The sequence below is a fragment of the TM7 phylum sp. oral taxon 349 genome (assembly GCA_018127705.1).
In the GTDB taxonomy this organism is placed as follows: domain Bacteria; phylum Patescibacteriota; class Saccharimonadia; order Saccharimonadales; family Saccharimonadaceae; genus Saccharimonas.
In genome coordinates this window covers 873208-889803 of the sequence record CP072328.1, presented here as the reverse complement: position 1 = coordinate 889803, position 16596 = coordinate 873208, and the positions used below count along the sequence as shown (strand labels likewise).

The following is a 16596-nucleotide window of genomic DNA, read 5'->3' as shown; positions in this document are numbered from 1 at the left end:
GTTCACGTGCTTGATGTATTTATAACCTCCAGGGTTCGGCGAAAGATCGTGGTGGTATACGCAAAATATCCAGATTTTCGTACGCATGTGCGCGGTCTCGCTAAGCTGATCAAAGAAGACCCGGGTAATATCCAGCGTGAGTTACGCCGGCTTGAAAAGGTGGGTTTTTTGATGGCTGAAAAACAGGGCAATACACGGATTTATTCAACCAACAAGCAGTTCCCGATTTTTAAAGAGCTACAAAGCATCGTGATTAAATCGCAGCAGCAAGCAAGCAGCAATCGACCAAAACGGACAACGTCTGATATTCAACCGCGATGACGCTGTTTGAACGGATTTTAGCAGCACGCGGATTAAATGACGTGTCGGCGCGCCAAGCATTTTTATCGCCGGATTATGCGGCAACAAAATATGATCCATTCCTATTATCAGAGATGGATAAAGCGGTGGCGCGGTTAGTGCTCGCGCGCCAACATCAGGAGAAGGTCGTTATCTATGGCGACTATGATATTGACGGACTGAGCGCGACGGCATTGTTGTTGGATGCATTTCATAGTTTTGGGTTTCAACATCTTGACGCATTTATTCCAAACCGGTTTGTCGAAGGTTATGGCATGACGATTGGTGCAGTTGATAAGGTGCGCGATATGGGCGCGCAGCTGATTGTGACGGTGGACTGCGGTAGTTTGTGCCACACGGAGATTGCATACGCAGCTGAGTTGGGTATTGATACAGTGGTGACAGACCACCACAATATTGCGCCGACACGCCCGCCAGCAGTCGCGACGGTTAACCCTAAATATGCTGATCATGAGTATCCATTTCGTGATTTGTGTGGCGCGGGCGTGGCGTTTAAACTCGTGCAAGCACTGCAGACGCGGCTAGACGGGCTGCCTGACGGGTACGAAAAATGGTTACTTGATTTAGTAGCGTTGGGGACGGTATGTGATATTGTGACATTAGCGGATGAGAACCGGGCAAACGTGTACTGGGGGTTGGAAGTGCTGAAGAAGCAGCGGCGTACCGGGCTAAAAGCATTGATGGCAGTGAGTGGCATTGAACCAGAGACGGTAAACGCACGGCATTTGGGGTTTGGGTTAGGTCCGCGTATGAATGCGGCGGGACGGCTAGATACGGCGCAGCATAGTTTGGATATGCTGACAGCAACAGACGGAATAGAGGCACTGGCGGCAAGTGAAAAATTGGAGGCGTTTAATGTTGAACGGCGTTCAATTCAGGATGAGATTTTTAAGCAAGCTTGTGAACAAGCGGATGGTATGGCGGATGACCGCGTGCTGGTGGTGGCGAGCGAAGGCTGGAATCATGGCGTGATTGGTATTGTGGCGTCGAAGTTAGTCGAGACGTATAAAAAGCCGGTATTTATTATTGGTATTCGCGGTGATACGGCGACAGGTTCGGCGCGTAGTTTTGGTAATTTTTCAGCAGCGGATGCGGTACGTGCTGCCGACGATATTATCTTGCGCGGCGGTGGGCACGGCGCGGCAGCAGGCGTGACACTTGAGACGGCGCAGATCCCAGCGTTTCGCAGGCGGGTCAATGAGTTTTATGATAGTTTGAATTTGATAAATCAAACGTCTTTTTTACAACCACATGCCGATGTTGAAATTAAAGATTTTGCAGAAATAACAGAAGAATTAGTTGAGCAAATCTCTCGAATGGAGCCGTTTGGCAACGGCAACCCTGAGCCGATTCTAAAAATTACGCATGTGGTAGTTGCAGGCGTACGGCGTATGGGTGCAAATGGACAGCATGTGAAAATAGCACTGCGTGATGCAAGTGAAAAGACGCTACAGGTGCTCGCATTTAACGCGCCGGAAATGTTCTTTCGCGAACCGGGCGATGAGATTGCGGCATGGTTTCAGCCAAATATTAATGAGTGGAACGGCGTGCGGACGGTTGAAGGGCGATTGCTGCACGTTGAACTACAACGCGATCTTAAACTATAATGGAATAGGAAATAGACTCTTTGGTAAATGTTAGTTGGTGCTTTACTAAATAATATTTATGACGAAGTATCGCTCTTAGGTTACGGGTTTATAGAAATATAGCCATAACAAGGGAGATGGCACTGATGCTGGCAAACTTAGCTTATACAGGAGAGCATAGCTAGACGATCGTAGATGTTGGAGCTAAATAGATGATGCATCCTTGCAGAAAATGGATGACGAGAGCTAACCAACCAGAGTTGTTTTTAATGGTTTATGGGGCTACTTACGTTTTACGATTATTCTGGGTCGGTTGATCGCACTTTAGCTCAATGGCATTGCTTTTTTATGAAGATTATTCTATAATAAAGCATTATGAGCGAACGATATCCTTCAATATTAGCTACACGGTTAGGTGTAGAGCATAATGTGACGCGGATAGGCGTACCTACGGAAGAGCGTATACTCAAGTCTGGAGAGAGCGGAGAGATTTCGTGGATGGGGTGGTATCTCGGTTCTGTGGCGACAAAAGATGGCGAAGAACGTATCGCTACTGCTGAGCTCGGCGTAGTGGTAGAGGATGAGCGTCTACGGAGAGAACTTGGTGATAGTGCACTATGTTTTGCATACATACCAAAGCTGATGAGGGTGAATTTGGTAAATGGATCAGAATACGAGTTTAATAATACTATAGTTATGCCGGACGGCTCTCGGAAAAGGACTTATAGACCAATAAAGATCGGGCGAGGGGAGCAGCCGGATCTTCCGTGCTGGATATCGCGTGATCATTGTGAAATTACGCGGATACAAGCTGGTAGTATACGCGTTGACAATCATTCTTCTTCCGATATGCAGATTCTAATCCCGGACATGTCCCGTCACATACTTCCACCGGGTGACTCTCACAACAACGAACCAGTGCGACATATTCGTGCTGACGTAGTTCATAAAGCGGATAAAGACGAAGATGCATACTGTCTAGATAAGAAACATGGTATTCTCAGTGTATTTGACGGTGTCGGTGGATTGGAGAATGGCGCGCAAGCTGCGCGGTTTGCTGCAGGTGCGGTACGTAAATTTGCCGAAGATATGTTAGGCCAAAACGCAGAACGTCAGCCGTTACAAGAAGCAATGAAATGGAACATAGAAGCGCTCAACGCTATATCAATGGCAATTAGAGATAGGCGTATTGGTGGCAGTTCAACTGCAACGCTATCGAGGATTATTAAACAACCTGACGGCAGTAGGTTTCTGACATACGCAAACATGGGTGATTCGCGCATATACATCGTGCGTGATAATAAAGCGTGTCAAATAACGGAGGACGATGGAGAAGGATCTTTTATTACTGCTTCTCTAGGAGGTAGTATTATATCAAAGAAAACACCATGGCAATATGGGTGCGTAAAGATACTTCCGGGTGATACGATTCTTGTTGGTACTGACGGTATTTGGGGTGACTATGGTTCCGATGTCATGTCGGATGGTGAGATATCACTGCTGGTGCAGTCTATGCACGCCAAAGGTGTATACAACCCAAAGCTGATAGCACAGGCACTGCTTGACCGATCTCGCAAGCATGACGATAAGACACTCATTGTCGCAAGCTGTTCGTAAGGATTATTGGTTTGTGGTGCGGTGGCTAGGCGTTAGTTGGTGCTAGTAATTCTCTAATTGTCTTTAAGAGGTTTCAAGGACTCTAGGGCTTTTTTTAAGACATTAACACGGGGATCCCTTTCTTAATAGTTATTACTAGGGTATTCTAGTTTAGCTGATTGTACCTTAGTGGTACGGTCAACTTAATTGTGAGAAAGTTTTTATGGACGGATGTATACTAACACACCAACTACAAGATCTATGTAAAGATCTATTACAATATCTACGATTTACGCTTGTTCCATGTTAGTTGACTGTACCCGACGTATACAGGTGATTGCAAAAAATTTCTTCATCTGTTACAATGACAGACGATATGGTACAAGTTACACGGAAAGATGAACGCGAGGCGAACGAAAATATTCTTCGTCGTTTTAACCGTCGCGTGTTGCAGAGCGGAAAACTCGCAAAAGTAAGGGCTTTAATGCGCTTTGAAAAGCCGATTAGTAAAACTGATCGCCGTAACAAAGCAATTCTTCGCAAGGAGCGCAAAGCGGAGAAGCTAGCAAAGATTCGCCTAGGAGTGCGCTAGCAGATGGCGTTAAAGCAACGCATCAGAGATGAAATGAAAGCCGCCCTACTTGGCGGCAATCGTTTTTTGGGTGATACATTGCGTAATTTGAACGCAGCAATCTTAGACGAGGAGGTCAAACAGAATAAGCGCAATGACGGCTTAAGCGACGAAGCGATCGAAAAAGTGATCGCGCACGAGGTCAAGAAGCGGCGTGAGTCGGCGGCGATCTATCGTGAGAATAATCGTGTTGACTTAGCGGAACCAGAAGAGAAAGAGATGACGATTTTGCAGGCGTATTTGCCAGAGCAAATGACCGAAGCGGAACTGCAACAATTAATTGATGAGAAAATTGTAGAGCTTGGCGTGAGTGATTTGCGCAGTATGGGGCAAGTGGTTGGTGCGGTAAAAGCAGCAGCCGGTAATAAGGCTGACGGTGCGATGATTGCTAACCTAGCCAAACAAGCGCTAACGAAATAAATAAACAAAGGAGATTGTAGCGATGATTTTGTTATTTGGTCCGACGGGTGCGGGTAAAAGCATGCAAGGGCAAATGCTAGCGGTGCGCCAGGGATGGAAGTGGCTCAGTACCGGGGAGATGCTGCGCCAGAGCGATGACCCGGAAGTGATTGCGACGCTGAAAAGCGGTGAATTGGTAAGCGATGAATTGACATACCATGTGTTTGAACGCGCTGTGCAGGATGCGCGCGATAAAAAATACCCGAATATCATCGTAGACGGTTTCCCTCGCACGAAAGAGCAAGCGGCGTGGCTTGATGACTATATGGAGCGCATGGACGAGAAAATTGATATCGTCGTAGTGCTAGAGGTGCCAGAACAAGAAATTATGCGGCGCTTAGAGAAGCGCGGACGTATGGAAGATACGCCTGATACGATTGCGCGGCGTATGGCGATATATCGCCAAAAGATGTATCCGGTGCTTGGGATTTTCGCTGAAGCGGGCGTGAAGATTATCCACCTAGACGGTACGGGCAGTGCCGGCGAGGTGCACGATAGGATTTACGACGAGGTGAAGCGCGTATGTCCGAACTAATTACCGGTTTAAAAACTCCTGAGCAAATTCAAGCAATGCGCGAAGGCGGGAAGATTTTAGCGCGGATTTTTGCTGATATCCGCGGATTTGTGCATGCTGGGCAAACTAAACGCGAGATAGATAATTTTGTTGCGCAAAAAATTGTTGGGTATGGCGCGGAAATAACCTATAAGACGCCAGAAGTGAACTTTCCAGGTGCGATTTGTATTAGCGTGAACGACGAAATTGTGCATGGTGCACCGAATGACGATGTGTTGCAGAAAGGCGACGTTGCTAGTTTTGATTTAGTGATTACCTATAAAGGTATGAAAACTGATTCGGCGTTTACGATGGTAGTTGACGATGAGCCGAAAGGCGCGGTGAAGCATTTGCTTGCGACAACCGAACGCAGCTTGTATGCGGGAATTGATGCGATAAAAGGGCCAGTTCGGACGGGCGATATTAGTGCGGCAATTGAGAAAGTGCTGCGGAACGGCAAACTTGGGATTGTGCGCGAGCTGGTTGGGCACGGCGTAGGATTGCATATGCATATGCCGCCGGACATCCCGAACTACGGACGCAAAGGAACGGGTGTACTGCTGCAGCCAGGCGATACGGTGGCAATTGAGCCGATGGCGACGCTTGGTGGTGAGCGGATCGTCCAGCTGGACGACGGTTGGACCTATGCGACGCGCGACGGCAGCCTAGCGGCGCATTTTGAGCACACGATTTTAATCACCGAGCACGGTGCAGAAATCATTACGCAAGCATAGGCGATTTTATACAGGTTATGCTATAATAACCCTATATGCAAGAACAGTCTCGATATGCAGTTGGTATTGATGTTGGCACAACAATGGTTCGGTGTGTCGTTGGCCATATTGATCCAACGACGGGTACGCCGACAATTGTTGGCGTTGGCCAAGCGCCAAATAGTGGTATGCGAAAGGGTACGGTATCGAATTTGAACGGGCCGGCGCAGGCGATTGATCAGGCGCTTGGTGATGCAGAGCGTATGAGCGGTTACGAAGTAAACGCGGCGACGATTAGCGTGAATGGTTCGCATATTGTCAGTACGAAAGCCGACGGCATGATTGCAGTTGGTATGGCAGATCATGAAGTTGTTGAAGAAGATGTGCTGCGCTTGGAGGATGTAGCGACAACAGGTAAAGTACCGGCGAATCGCGAGATTCTTGAGGTTGTGCCGTTTAGTTATACGCTTGATGGGCAGGGCGGTATTAAAGACCCAGTTGGCATGACAGGTACGCGTTTAGAAATTAATGCGAATGTCGTGTCGGCAATGGCGCCATATGTCGCGAACTTACAAAAAGCCGTTGAACTTGCGACAGTGAAGCCGCACGCAACGATTCCGTCGGTGATGGCGGCTGCTAAGGCGGTACTGAATGAGTCGCAAATTGAAAACGGCGTGGCGGTTATTGATTTAGGCGGTGCGACAACAAGCGTGGCGGTGTTTGAAGAGGGCGATCTGCAGTATGTTGGTGTTGTGCCGAAGGGCGGCGTTAATATTACGAATGATTTGGCGATTGGGTTGAAAACTGATCCGGAGGTTGCTGAGAAAGTAAAGTTGCAACACGCAGCAGCAATAGCGCGCGGCGAGCCGCATAAAGTAAGCATAAAGCACGAGAAGGAAACACTGTTCTTTGACCAAGCAGACGTTGACGAAATTGTTGAAGCGAGACTTGAAGAAATCTTTGAGTTGGTAAATAAAGAGCTTAAAAAAGCAGGGCGCGCCGGTCAGTTGCCGAGCGGTGCGGTGCTGACAGGCGGTACGGCAAACTTAAAAGGAATGGCGGAGTATGCGAAATCGCAACTGGGCGTTGCCGTGCGCATCGGTAAGCCGCATGGATTCGGCGGCGTAGCAGATGAAATTGACAAACCGCACTTTGCAGCAGCGGTTGGGTTGATGCTGGTTGATGCTGATGCGGCAACGGTACGTCCGCATAGTAGTGGTATGTCGAAAAAGTCGGGTGGATTTATTAAATCGCTTCTGAGCAAATTCAAGCCGTAAGTAAAAGAGTGGTATACTAGTAGGTAACGTGAGGAATAGTAAGGGGTATAAGGAGTTGCAATGCCGGAAGTAAAACCAAGTGAGATTGAGACATTTGCAAGCATAAAGGTTGTGGGTGTTGGTGGCGCGGGCGGATCAGCGGTAAACCGGATGAAAGACGCTGGGTTAGTTGGTGTGCAGTTTATCGCGATGAATACTGACGCGCAAGCATTACACAATTCAAAAGCTGACGTTAAAATCCACCTTGGTCATAGTACAACCAACGGTCTAGGTGCGGGAGCAGATCCGGCAGTTGGCGAAGCGGCGGCACGTGAATCAATTGATGAAATTCGCGCAGCGCTTGAAGGTGCTGATATGATATTTGTAACGATTGGTGCTGGCGGCGGTACTGGTTCGGGTGCGGGGCACGTGGTCGCTGAAGTGGCGCGTGACTTAGGCATTTTATGCGTTGGTGTCGCGACGAAACCGTTTAGTTTTGAAGGCGAGAAGCGCCGGCAGAACGCCGAGTGGGCGATCGCACAATTGGGTAAAAGCGTTGACACTCTCATCACGATTCCAAATGACCGGCTGTTGCAGACGATTGATCGCCGAACGCCATTGTTAGAAACATTTAAAATTGCGGATGATGTGCTGCGCCAAGGCGTGCAAGGTATCTCGGAGCTAATTACCGAACACGGGTTAATTAATCTGGACTTTGCCGATGTGAAAGCAATTATGAGCAATGCCGGTTCGGCGTTGATGGGTATTGGTCGAGCGAGCGGCGAAAATCGTGCAGCACAGGCAGCACAGCAGGCGATTGAAAGTCCGCTGATTGAGGTGTCAATTGATGGCGCGAAGGGTGTGCTGTTTAACGTCACTGGTGGCTATGATATGAGTATGGCGGAGATTCAAGAGGCAGCAGAAATCATTACGAGTGCTGTATCGCCGGATGCGAATATTATCTTTGGTGCAACGCTAAAACCTGAACTTGAAGATGAGTTAATTATTACTGTGATCGCAACAGGGTTTGACAGCGAGTTTTTCCAGCAGCAAGCTGAGGCGTTAGGGCAGCCGGCAAGTTTGACGCCGACGGCACCTGCTGTATCGATGGAAGAGTCAAACGTTCCGGTTGATGATGTTGATATGAATCTAGATCCGTCACGCGATGATGCTGCGGCGCAGTTTGCTAGCGAATCAACGACTGACATCTGGAATCAGCCAATGGATGATGACGATGATGACACGCCAGCGTTTTTGCGCCGCCGCAAGAAACATAAATCATCCGATGAATAGGAGGGGAGCTTCCTTGCGATGCATACAATAAAAATTGGTGATAGCCGCGTCCTTGAGTCACGTGAGTCGGCAGATGGAATTACGATTCGTCGTCGTCGCGTAACGCCTGATGGCAAACGGTTTACAACGTATGAGCGTTTTGAGCGTCCAAACTTGGCGGTGATCAAGAAGGACGGTTCGCGTGAGTTATTTGAACGAGTAAAGTTAGCAAACTCAATCCGTCGTTCGGTCGGTAAGTTTTTCAAGTCGGAAGTTGAGATTGAAGAGATTATTGATCGGATTGAAGATCGGCTGTATGGTTTAGGAGAAACTGAGATCCCGTCGCACCAGATTGGTGAGCTCGTGCTTGACGAACTTGCTGCATGTAATGAGGTGGCGTATGTTCGGTTCGCAAGCGTATTTCAAAAGTTTGAAACGCTTGATGATTTTGTGAAAATTCTTGAACAGCGTAAGCGGAGTAAGCAATCCTGATGCGTGTCGTTGTTGTAGCAAAAGATAACACTGATTACAGTCGTCAAGTTGCGACCTTTGTTGATGATATGGCACGCCAGACAGGACATGAACTTGAGGTGCTTGATCCGGAATCGCGTGAAGGCGAATCATTCTGTCGAGCGTATGATATTGTTGAATATCCAACGATCGTTGCACTAAGCGCAGACAGTCAGCTGCAAGCTATGTGGCGCGGTTTGCCGTTGCCGTTGATTAGCGAGGTAAGCTATTATGCCGTCCAAAACTAGCGCTTTGACAGACCGCCAGCGGATTATTGTATTTGGCGTATTGCTTGTCGGATCAATAATCGGACTTGTAGCGTCAATAGTGCTGTCGCACGAAGCGCTAACGATTGCAAAGGACAGTAGCAAAGTGCTTGGCTGTGATTTAAACGCTGCAATGAGCTGCAGTTCAGTAGCAAAACATTGGTCGGCGCATGTTGTTGGTGACATCCCGAACAGTTTCGTTGGCATGGTGGCATACCCAGTATTTATCACGATTGCTGTTGCTGGACTGGCGCGTACGCGATTCCCGCGTTGGTTTATGCGCGCCGCTGAGGCTGGTGGATGGGTGAGTCTGGGGTTTGCGGGTTGGATGTTCTATATGAGCTATATTGTAATTGGCGCGCTGTGCCCGTGGTGCTTGACGACGGATGCAGCAGTATTGCTCGTACTCTTTGCGCTTATTCGCCATAACATGCTGACAGACAACCCGATGATTTCCGTAAAACTGGCGCCGCCTAAAAAATGTATTCAGCAAAATTACGATGTTGTCGTTTTTGTTGGCGTTGCCGTTGTGATATGCGCACTAATCTTGCTCAAATATGGTGACAGGCTGGTGTAATCTTTGAATACTGCTTTTGCGTGCTATACTTAAATACATGAAGCGCAATATAGTTATACGAGCATATCTTGGTCTTTCAATTGTAGTAGTGGGGGTGATTTTGTTGTTGCGTAATCTTCATATTATCTCTTTTGACTACTGGGGAGAGCTATGGGGCGGGTTTCTATCACTCTTGCTGATACTCGTGGGGTGCATGATTCTTGTAAAGCACTCGCGGTGGATTTGGGGTTTGTTATTTTTGTCTGCAGGGGCAACGATCGGCCTCCGCGCACTTCATATCGTTGACGTTAACTTTTGGCAGATTGTATGGCCAATTTTGTTTATCGCTGTCGGTTTTGTAGTATTGTTTTCACTCGTGAAAGGCGACAAAATAGCAAGAACGAAAGCTAAACATATGGCAGCGGTATGGTCGGGACAAAGTGAAAAAGTAGAAGGTGAATATACTGGCGGGACTATTTCTTCGGTATTTGGTGGTGTTGATCTTGACCTGCGCCAGTCTGATATTCAGGACGGCGCGGTTATTGAGCTGTTTGTTTTGTTTGGTGGCGTTGATATTATTGTACCGAACGACGTAGCTATAAAAAATGAGGTGACTACTATTCTTGGCGGTGTTGATGATAAGACTATTCCTGGTGCGAAAGCGAAAAAGACGTTGTATATTCGCGGTGAATGCTTTTTTGGCGGCATTGAATTGAAATAATATCGTTGCTTTTCGCTAAAAAAGCCCGTACAATTAAAGGTAAGGCATCTGAGCGGTTATCGCCCGCGATCTCTCGTACGGGAGAGTGCCCTAGGAAGAACAGCTTTTAGCTCAGTAGAACCTGGCGTTCACTCGGCGTAAACGAGTAATTAAGCGCTGAAAGAATCACTTCTTTTGGAATCGAGATGGTACCGTCCGCATGCATGCTTCTCGCGGATTCTCGAAATCAAGAGAGGTGATTTTTATTTGTAGAAAGGAGAATACGAATGAAATTTAAACACGGTACACGTCGGCGGGCAGCAGAATACGAAAAAGATTGGGTAAAGCGTTGGAAGGCTGACAGGACGTTTGAAAAATCGGTCGAACAGCGTCCGGAGGATAATCATTATGTGTTTTATGACGGTCCGCCGTTTATAACTGGTGTGCCGCACCACGGCACATTGCTTAGTAGTATCGTCAAAGACGCCGTGCCACGTTACCAAACTATGAAAGGTAAGCGCGTTGAGCGCGTGTGGGGTTGGGACTGTCATGGATTGCCGGCAGAAGTGTTTACTGAGAAGAAACTAGGTATTAAAGATCGCCGCGATATCGGTACAACGATTAGCCTGGAAAAGTACATCACGACTGCGCGTGAAAACATGGTACAGACCAGTAGCCTGTGGAACGATACGATTGATCGGATTGGTCGCTGGGTAGATATGGATAATGCCTACAAAACCATGGACAAAGAGTACATGGAGAGTGTTTGGTGGGCGTTTAAAGAGCTGCATAATAAAGGCAAAATTTATGAGGGTGAGCGAGTGCTCATGTATTGCACGCGCGATGCGACGCCGCTGTCAAAAGCTGAGGTGACGATGGATGCAGGCGCATACCAAGACGTGACCGATCCGAGCGTGTATGTACGCTTTCAGCTGGAAGACGGGCGAACACTGTTGGTTTGGACAACGACGCCGTGGACGCTATCGGCAAATACAGCATTAGCAATAAATGCTCATTTGACGTATGTTGAGGTTGAAGTTGAAGGTGAACGGCTTGTGCTGGCGAAAGACTTGCTTGATAAGGCATTGACGAATGAAAAGCATGAGGCACTGCCGTATACGTGTGTTGCTGAATATTCTGGTGAGTCGCTCGTTGGCCTGAGGTATAAGCCGTTATTGGGTGTGCATCGCGGCGAACATGCACACAAAATTTATGCAGCTGAATATGTGTCGGCCGAGGATGGTACGGGCATTGTCCATATCGCGCCGGCATACGGCGAGGAGGACTTTAATCTCGCTCAAGCTAACAATATTCCCGTTGTGCACGTTATTGACGAAAATGGATTTTTCACCGAGGGCGATTGGAAAGGCGAGAATGTTTGGGAAAGCAACAAGCGCATCGCTAAAGAGCTGAAAGAACGCGGCGTCGTTTGGAAGATCGACTATATTCGTCACAGCTATCCGCATTGTCACCGTTGTGGCACGCGCTTGATGTACCGGGCGCACCCGAGCTGGTTCTATGACGTACAGGGGCAGAAGGAGCTAATGCTTGCGAAAAATTCCGAGCAAATTACATGGTTTCCTGAACATCTAAAGCATGGGCGGTTTGAGAAAAATATTGAACAAGCGCCAGATTGGAACTTATCACGCGATCGTTTCTGGGCAACAGCGGTGCCGGTTTGGAAGGCGGTTGACGCAGATGGTAATACGCTGCGCGACGAACAGGGCAATAAGCGGCAAATCGTTGTCGGCTCGTATGCAGAGTTGAAAGAATTAAGTGGCGTAGAACTTGATGATTACCACCGTCCGTGGATTGATGCTATTGAGTTTGACTTGACACCTGAAGGCGATGTGCCTCCAGCTGATTATCGCGGCGAACGTATCCACTATACGCGCATTGATAAAGTGCTGGATGGATGGTTTGAGTCGGGCAGCATGCCATTTGCACAGTTCCACTATCCGTTTGAGAACAAAGCGAAGTTTGAGGAAAACTTCCCAGGCGATTTTGTGGTTGAGTATATTGGCCAAGTGCGGGCATGGTTCTATTATATGCACGTCGTTAGCGTTGGTTTGTTCGGCGAAAGCCCGTTTAAACATGTTGTGACGACCGGCGTGGTGGCGGGCAATGACGGTCGTAAAATGAGTAAAAGCTATGGTAACTTCACTGACCCGAATGAGCTGATGGATAAGTTTAGCGCTGACAGCCTACGTTTTTTGCTGTTATCAAGTCCGCTGCTTAATGGCGAGGACTTTGCGCTACATGATAAAGATGTTGGTGACGTGGCGCGCAAACTTAGTATGATTTGGAATATGTACGATTTCTTCACAATGTATGCTGAGGTTGACGGTTGGGAATTTGACGGTACATTGCAGGATCCGCTTAACGATTTAACAAACCCGCTTGATATTTGGATTGTCAGCCGCTTACACCAGCTGGTTGCGGCAGTTGAAAAGCATATGGATGGATATAATATCCCGGATGCGCTTAGTCCGATTTTGCCATTCTTAGATGATGCGAGTAATTGGTATGTGCGCCGCAGCCGCCGCCGCTTCTGGAAATCAGAGGACGACGCGGATAAGAATGATGCGTATAAAACGCTTCACTACGTATTAGTGCGATTAAGCTATTTGCTTGCGCCGTTTACGCCATTCTTAGCAGAGGAACTGTATCATAATCTAACGGGCGACAATGAGTCAGTTCACTTGAAAGATTGGTTGTCGGCAGGCACGGTGAATGAGCTGATTATTGACGAAATGGCGCGTGTGCGTGAATATATCAATGAAGGTTTGAGCTTGCGCGCTAAGGCTGGATTGAAAGTGCGTCAACCGCTCGCGTGCGTCACGGTTTCCGAGAAAGGTAAGACGTTTGATTTTACGCCGATTTTGCTGGAAGAACTTAATGTTAAACGTGTATTATATGGCGATAATGTTGCAATAGATACAGAGATTACTCCTGAACTCAAGCGTGAAGGTCTAGCGCGCGAAATTATCCGCCATGTCCAAAGTGCACGTAAGAAGGCCGGCTTGAGCGTTGATGACCGCATTACATTGCAGCTAGAGACTGCGGACAGCGAGTTGCGCCAAGCGATTGATGAATGTGCGACGGCAATTACTACAGAGACTCTTGCTACATTTGGCGAAACAGACAAAAATTTATCTACTGTAAAAATTGAGGGCGTCGAGCTATCTATCTGTATGGCGAAACGATAATTAAGGGCGCATAGGAGGGGATAGATAACGAGAAGTGAAAGCATAGCGCTCTTATCTTTTCGGATAGCTTTTAACACGCTAGAATATAATAGTGAATATTTTCGTGTTTTTGCATCAGCTGATATTTTTTGCTCGTACAGGCGGTAGCGATTCGTCATCGGGCGGCGGAGGTGGTGGTGCCCTTGTTGTCCTTGCTGGCTCTGTCGGTATAGCTGTAACGGTTCCTAGCATATTCTTGATATATAAGTGGACGCGTTCTATAGTTGCTGCGTATAGTATAGGCACTATTGTCGGTCTAGCGTTGGCTCCGATAGCATTTGCCATAAAACTGCATCCAAATTTGATCATTGGGTACGTAATGGGTGTTATTGAATGCCCGATTTGCTTGATCTGCCAGGATATACAATCGAAACGTTTTGAGGCGGAAGATCGGCGCAAACATCAGAGGATACAGCAACTTATTAGTCAAGCTGCGGTTGGCGATATACTATGGAATGAGCAGCAGATTATTGAACAGGCAACCATGACATTTAATCGATTCCAGTATGACTGGGAAAAGATGAATTTGCCGTCCATTCAACGGTACACAACGCCGAACTATGCGCGCCATATTAGTCTTATGCTGCGCGCGATGGAGCAAATGGGACGGGTGAATATGATGAAAGATGTTGTAGTTCATAGTGCTATCATCGTGGAAGTTGTTGATAATCCCGGTACGAAACGCGATCGGGTGAGCATAGAATTTTCGGCTCAGGCGAATGATTTATTGGTTGAGAAGGCAACAGGACGGGTGCTTACTTCTACAAATGAACCATTTGTAGAACAGTGGAATTTTGTGCATGGCGGTAGTCTATGGATGCTTGACGGCATTAATCGACGGACGAGCGGCTCAAATCATTCCATAACTGCGCTGCGCAAGTTTGCTACACAAAATAATATGTATTTTAGTTCAGGGTTGGGAAATGTATTGCTCCCGGTGAAGGGTCGACTGTTTAAGCGTAGTTTTTTTATAGATGGCGAGATAAATAATCATATTATTGGTTTTTGGTCTAGTGATTTACTAGTGCAGCTATATGTATATAGAGTTGCGCGTAGTGATGGATATAAAAATTATCTCATTGGTCAAGTGAATCTACCGGCATCGTATAATGGTATTATAATACAACGGCAAGAGCAAAAGGCTAAAGGGCTAATTAAGGCGCCGCGCGGTTATGAGAAAATCTCGTTTGAATGGCCTGATTTTAATCGGCGCTATGCTGTATATGCCACGAGTAGAGATAAGGTGGCTAGCTTTGAACTGCTAAATCCAGGATTTATGGGTTGGCTGTATGACCAAAACCTGCGAGTCAATATAGAAGTAGTTGATAACGTTGTTTATTTCTATGCTGATGTTCTACCGAATGGTGATAAGTATGCGGAGATGATGACTGTTCTGCAGAAAGCATATAAAGAATTAAAAGTGTAAGGAGAAGTATGGAAATTACCAAAGCAATTATTCCGGTGGCGGGTTGGGGAACACGCATGCTGCCGATTACCAAAGCGATCGAAAAGTGCATGCTGCCTGTTGGCAAGCGTCCGATTATTGACTACGTTGTGCAGGATTGCCTAGCGGCGGGTATTCGCGAGTTTATTTTTGTTGTGAGTGAGCAGAGCTCGCAGCTTGAGGCGTACTATCGCAGCAATATTCACCTAAATGATTATCTGCGGCGCAAGGGCAAAGAAGATATGCTGCCGCTTATTGCGCCGCTCAAAGCTAATATGCACTTTGTGACGCAGCCGAGCTACGGAAAGTATGGCACGGCGGTGCCAGTAGCCCTCGCAAGTGATTATATTAACACAGATGAATCAGCGGTTGTACTGATGGGTGATGATTTCATGTATAATCCTGATGGTTCAAGCGAAGTGGCGCGCCTTATTGCGGCGACGCCGGCGGGTGAGTGTAGCATACTGGCGAAAGAAGTACCACACGAAAGCATTAGCCGCTACGGTGCGATTGTCATTGACGAGAGCGGTCATTTTCGCAAAATTGTTGAGAAACCACGCCCTGAAGAAGCGCCGAGCGATTACGCCAATATCGGTAAATATGTTTTGACTAAGCAGGTAATCGATTCGTGTGCTACCATTGCGGTATCGCCGCGGGGCGAGTACGAGCTAACCGATGCTGTTACGCGGTTTGCGCAGGCTGGCGGTGCGGTAAAAGTTGTGCCGGCAGTTGGGCAGCATCTGGACGGCGGGTCGCTTGATGGTTGGCTGTATGCGAATAATGTTGTGTGTGGTTTGATAAAGCACAACCAGTAAAGTATAATCAACTATATGAATCCGCAAATACAGTCACCGCAAGTCATGGGTGCAAACCAAGGAGGGCAGCCCGTGCCGCAATCTTCGCAGATGCTAAGCTCGTACGATCAAATGCCGCTTATCGCCTGCTCTTATGTTAATAAATTTAATAACATGACGATCTTTGGCATGTCTGTCTGTGCTCTTGAGTGGACGACAGCTAATAGGATTCGTCTCATTCGTCTTGATGATGCGACCGGTCGTCCGTTGGGTGTAGAATTTGATATTGACCCATCGCAAGTGACAAAAATATCGCAGAATACCTATATGTTGACGATTGGCATTGGTGGGCGCGACGTTAGATTTGATTTCGCTCCGCGACAGGGCAAGGGTATTGTAGCGCTTGGCATGGCGCTGTTTGGTACGTTAGGAGCGAGTATCGCCTTGGCAAGTCGTACAAACAAAGCGCGTCAAAATGGACTTGATTGGTGGGTGGAAGCGTTGAGAAATGCTGCGCCGTACGCTAAGGTTGTGAATGCTGCCGCTATGCAGGCTTGGATTGGTTTAGGTATAGCGGGTGTTGTTATTTTTCTTGCAATTTTGGCTGGTATAGTATCCGCACGCCTGGACGGCGCCCTTTAAAGAGTCGTTA

General features: G+C 47.5%; 17 protein-coding genes. All 17 read left to right on the top strand.

The features are described 5' to 3' along the window. The first annotated feature begins 6 nt into the window (after positions 1-6). The 17 genes from J5A52_04545 to J5A52_04465 all read left to right on the top strand — a co-directional run bounded on the left by J5A52_04545 (position 7) and on the right by J5A52_04465 (position 16586). A complete protein-coding gene (locus tag J5A52_04545; GenBank protein QUB37387.1) occupies positions 7-321 on the top strand; it encodes a winged helix-turn-helix transcriptional regulator in 315 nt (104 codons plus the stop codon). Continuing rightward, a complete protein-coding gene (gene recJ, locus J5A52_04540; GenBank protein QUB37386.1) occupies positions 318-1967 on the top strand; it encodes a single-stranded-DNA-specific exonuclease RecJ in 1650 nt (549 codons plus the stop codon). Before J5A52_04545 ends, recJ begins: the two co-directional genes overlap by 4 nt. Positions 1968-2321: 354 nt before the next feature. Continuing rightward, positions 2322-3563, top strand: a complete 1242-nt coding sequence (locus J5A52_04535; protein ID QUB37385.1) for a SpoIIE family protein phosphatase — start codon at positions 2322-2324, stop codon at positions 3561-3563. A gap of 355 nt (positions 3564-3918) precedes the next feature. Next, a complete protein-coding gene (locus J5A52_04530; protein QUB37384.1) occupies positions 3919-4134 on the top strand; it encodes a hypothetical protein in 216 nt (71 codons plus the stop codon). Positions 4135-4137: 3 nt separating this feature from the next. Continuing rightward, complete coding sequence (locus J5A52_04525) at positions 4138-4593, top strand: GatB/YqeY domain-containing protein (protein ID QUB37383.1); 456 nt, start codon at positions 4138-4140, stop codon at positions 4591-4593. Positions 4594-4615: 22 nt separating this feature from the next. Beyond that, positions 4616-5167, top strand: a complete 552-nt coding sequence (locus tag J5A52_04520) for a nucleoside monophosphate kinase (protein ID QUB37382.1) — start codon at positions 4616-4618, stop codon at positions 5165-5167. Then, complete coding sequence (gene map / locus J5A52_04515; protein QUB37381.1) at positions 5155-5919, top strand: type I methionyl aminopeptidase; 765 nt, start codon at positions 5155-5157, stop codon at positions 5917-5919. The genes J5A52_04520 and map overlap by 13 nt, the downstream gene beginning before the upstream one ends. A 35-nt stretch (positions 5920-5954) precedes the next feature. Beyond that, on the top strand, positions 5955-7175 hold the full coding sequence (gene ftsA / locus J5A52_04510; protein QUB37380.1) for a cell division protein FtsA: 1221 nt from the start codon (positions 5955-5957) through the stop codon (positions 7173-7175). 60 nt (positions 7176-7235) lie between these two features. Further along, positions 7236-8447 (top strand): cell division protein FtsZ, encoded by a 1212-nt coding sequence (gene ftsZ / locus J5A52_04505; protein ID QUB37379.1) that lies wholly within the window; start codon positions 7236-7238, stop codon positions 8445-8447. An 18-nt stretch (positions 8448-8465) separates the two neighbouring features. After that, positions 8466-8918 carry a transcriptional repressor NrdR gene (nrdR, locus tag J5A52_04500; GenBank protein QUB37378.1) on the top strand — a complete coding sequence of 151 codons (453 nt, stop codon included), beginning with the start codon at positions 8466-8468 and terminating at the stop codon, positions 8916-8918. Continuing rightward, complete coding sequence (locus J5A52_04495; protein ID QUB37377.1) at positions 8918-9184, top strand: hypothetical protein; 267 nt, start codon at positions 8918-8920, stop codon at positions 9182-9184. The genes nrdR and J5A52_04495 overlap by 1 nt, the downstream gene beginning before the upstream one ends. Further along, positions 9168-9779 carry a vitamin K epoxide reductase family protein gene (locus tag J5A52_04490; GenBank protein ID QUB37376.1) on the top strand — a complete coding sequence of 204 codons (612 nt, stop codon included), beginning with the start codon at positions 9168-9170 and terminating at the stop codon, positions 9777-9779. Before J5A52_04495 ends, J5A52_04490 begins: the two co-directional genes overlap by 17 nt. A 37-nt stretch (positions 9780-9816) precedes the next feature. Next, positions 9817-10479: a hypothetical protein gene (locus tag J5A52_04485; GenBank protein QUB37375.1), complete on the top strand. Its 663-nt coding sequence runs from the start codon at positions 9817-9819 to the stop codon at positions 10477-10479. Positions 10480-10745: 266 nt separating this feature from the next. Further along, a complete protein-coding gene (locus tag J5A52_04480) occupies positions 10746-13667 on the top strand; it encodes an isoleucine--tRNA ligase (protein QUB37374.1) in 2922 nt (973 codons plus the stop codon). A 91-nt stretch (positions 13668-13758) separates the two neighbouring features. Next, on the top strand, positions 13759-15132 hold the full coding sequence (locus tag J5A52_04475) for a hypothetical protein (GenBank protein ID QUB37373.1): 1374 nt from the start codon (positions 13759-13761) through the stop codon (positions 15130-15132). An 8-nt stretch (positions 15133-15140) separates the two neighbouring features. Beyond that, on the top strand, positions 15141-15965 hold the full coding sequence (locus J5A52_04470) for an NTP transferase domain-containing protein (GenBank protein QUB37372.1): 825 nt from the start codon (positions 15141-15143) through the stop codon (positions 15963-15965). Between the two features lie 15 nt (positions 15966-15980). Continuing rightward, a complete protein-coding gene (locus J5A52_04465) occupies positions 15981-16586 on the top strand; it encodes a hypothetical protein (GenBank protein QUB37371.1) in 606 nt (201 codons plus the stop codon). Positions 16587-16596: the final 10 nt, after the last annotated feature.

Bases quoted from the DNA above. Each gene is read 5' to 3' on its own strand.
- recJ (QUB37386.1), top strand. From the start codon at position 318: ATGACGCTGTTTGAACGGATTTTAGCAGCACGCGGATTAAATGACGTG.
- J5A52_04535 (QUB37385.1), top strand. From the start codon at position 2,322: ATGAGCGAACGATATCCTTCAATATTAGCTACACGGTTAGGTGTAGAG.
- J5A52_04530 (QUB37384.1), top strand. From the start codon at position 3,919: ATGGTACAAGTTACACGGAAAGATGAACGCGAGGCGAACGAAAATATT.
- J5A52_04525 (QUB37383.1), top strand. From the start codon at position 4,138: ATGGCGTTAAAGCAACGCATCAGAGATGAAATGAAAGCCGCCCTACTT.
- J5A52_04520 (QUB37382.1), top strand. From the start codon at position 4,616: ATGATTTTGTTATTTGGTCCGACGGGTGCGGGTAAAAGCATGCAAGGG.
- map (QUB37381.1), top strand. From the start codon at position 5,155: ATGTCCGAACTAATTACCGGTTTAAAAACTCCTGAGCAAATTCAAGCA.
- ftsA (QUB37380.1), top strand. From the start codon at position 5,955: ATGCAAGAACAGTCTCGATATGCAGTTGGTATTGATGTTGGCACAACA.
- ftsZ (QUB37379.1), top strand. From the start codon at position 7,236: ATGCCGGAAGTAAAACCAAGTGAGATTGAGACATTTGCAAGCATAAAG.
- nrdR (QUB37378.1), top strand. From the start codon at position 8,466: ATGCATACAATAAAAATTGGTGATAGCCGCGTCCTTGAGTCACGTGAG.
- J5A52_04495 (QUB37377.1), top strand. From the start codon at position 8,918: ATGCGTGTCGTTGTTGTAGCAAAAGATAACACTGATTACAGTCGTCAA.
- J5A52_04490 (QUB37376.1), top strand. From the start codon at position 9,168: ATGCCGTCCAAAACTAGCGCTTTGACAGACCGCCAGCGGATTATTGTA.
- J5A52_04485 (QUB37375.1), top strand. From the start codon at position 9,817: ATGAAGCGCAATATAGTTATACGAGCATATCTTGGTCTTTCAATTGTA.
- J5A52_04480 (QUB37374.1), top strand. From the start codon at position 10,746: ATGAAATTTAAACACGGTACACGTCGGCGGGCAGCAGAATACGAAAAA.
- J5A52_04470 (QUB37372.1), top strand. From the start codon at position 15,141: ATGGAAATTACCAAAGCAATTATTCCGGTGGCGGGTTGGGGAACACGC.
- J5A52_04465 (QUB37371.1), top strand. From the start codon at position 15,981: ATGAATCCGCAAATACAGTCACCGCAAGTCATGGGTGCAAACCAAGGA.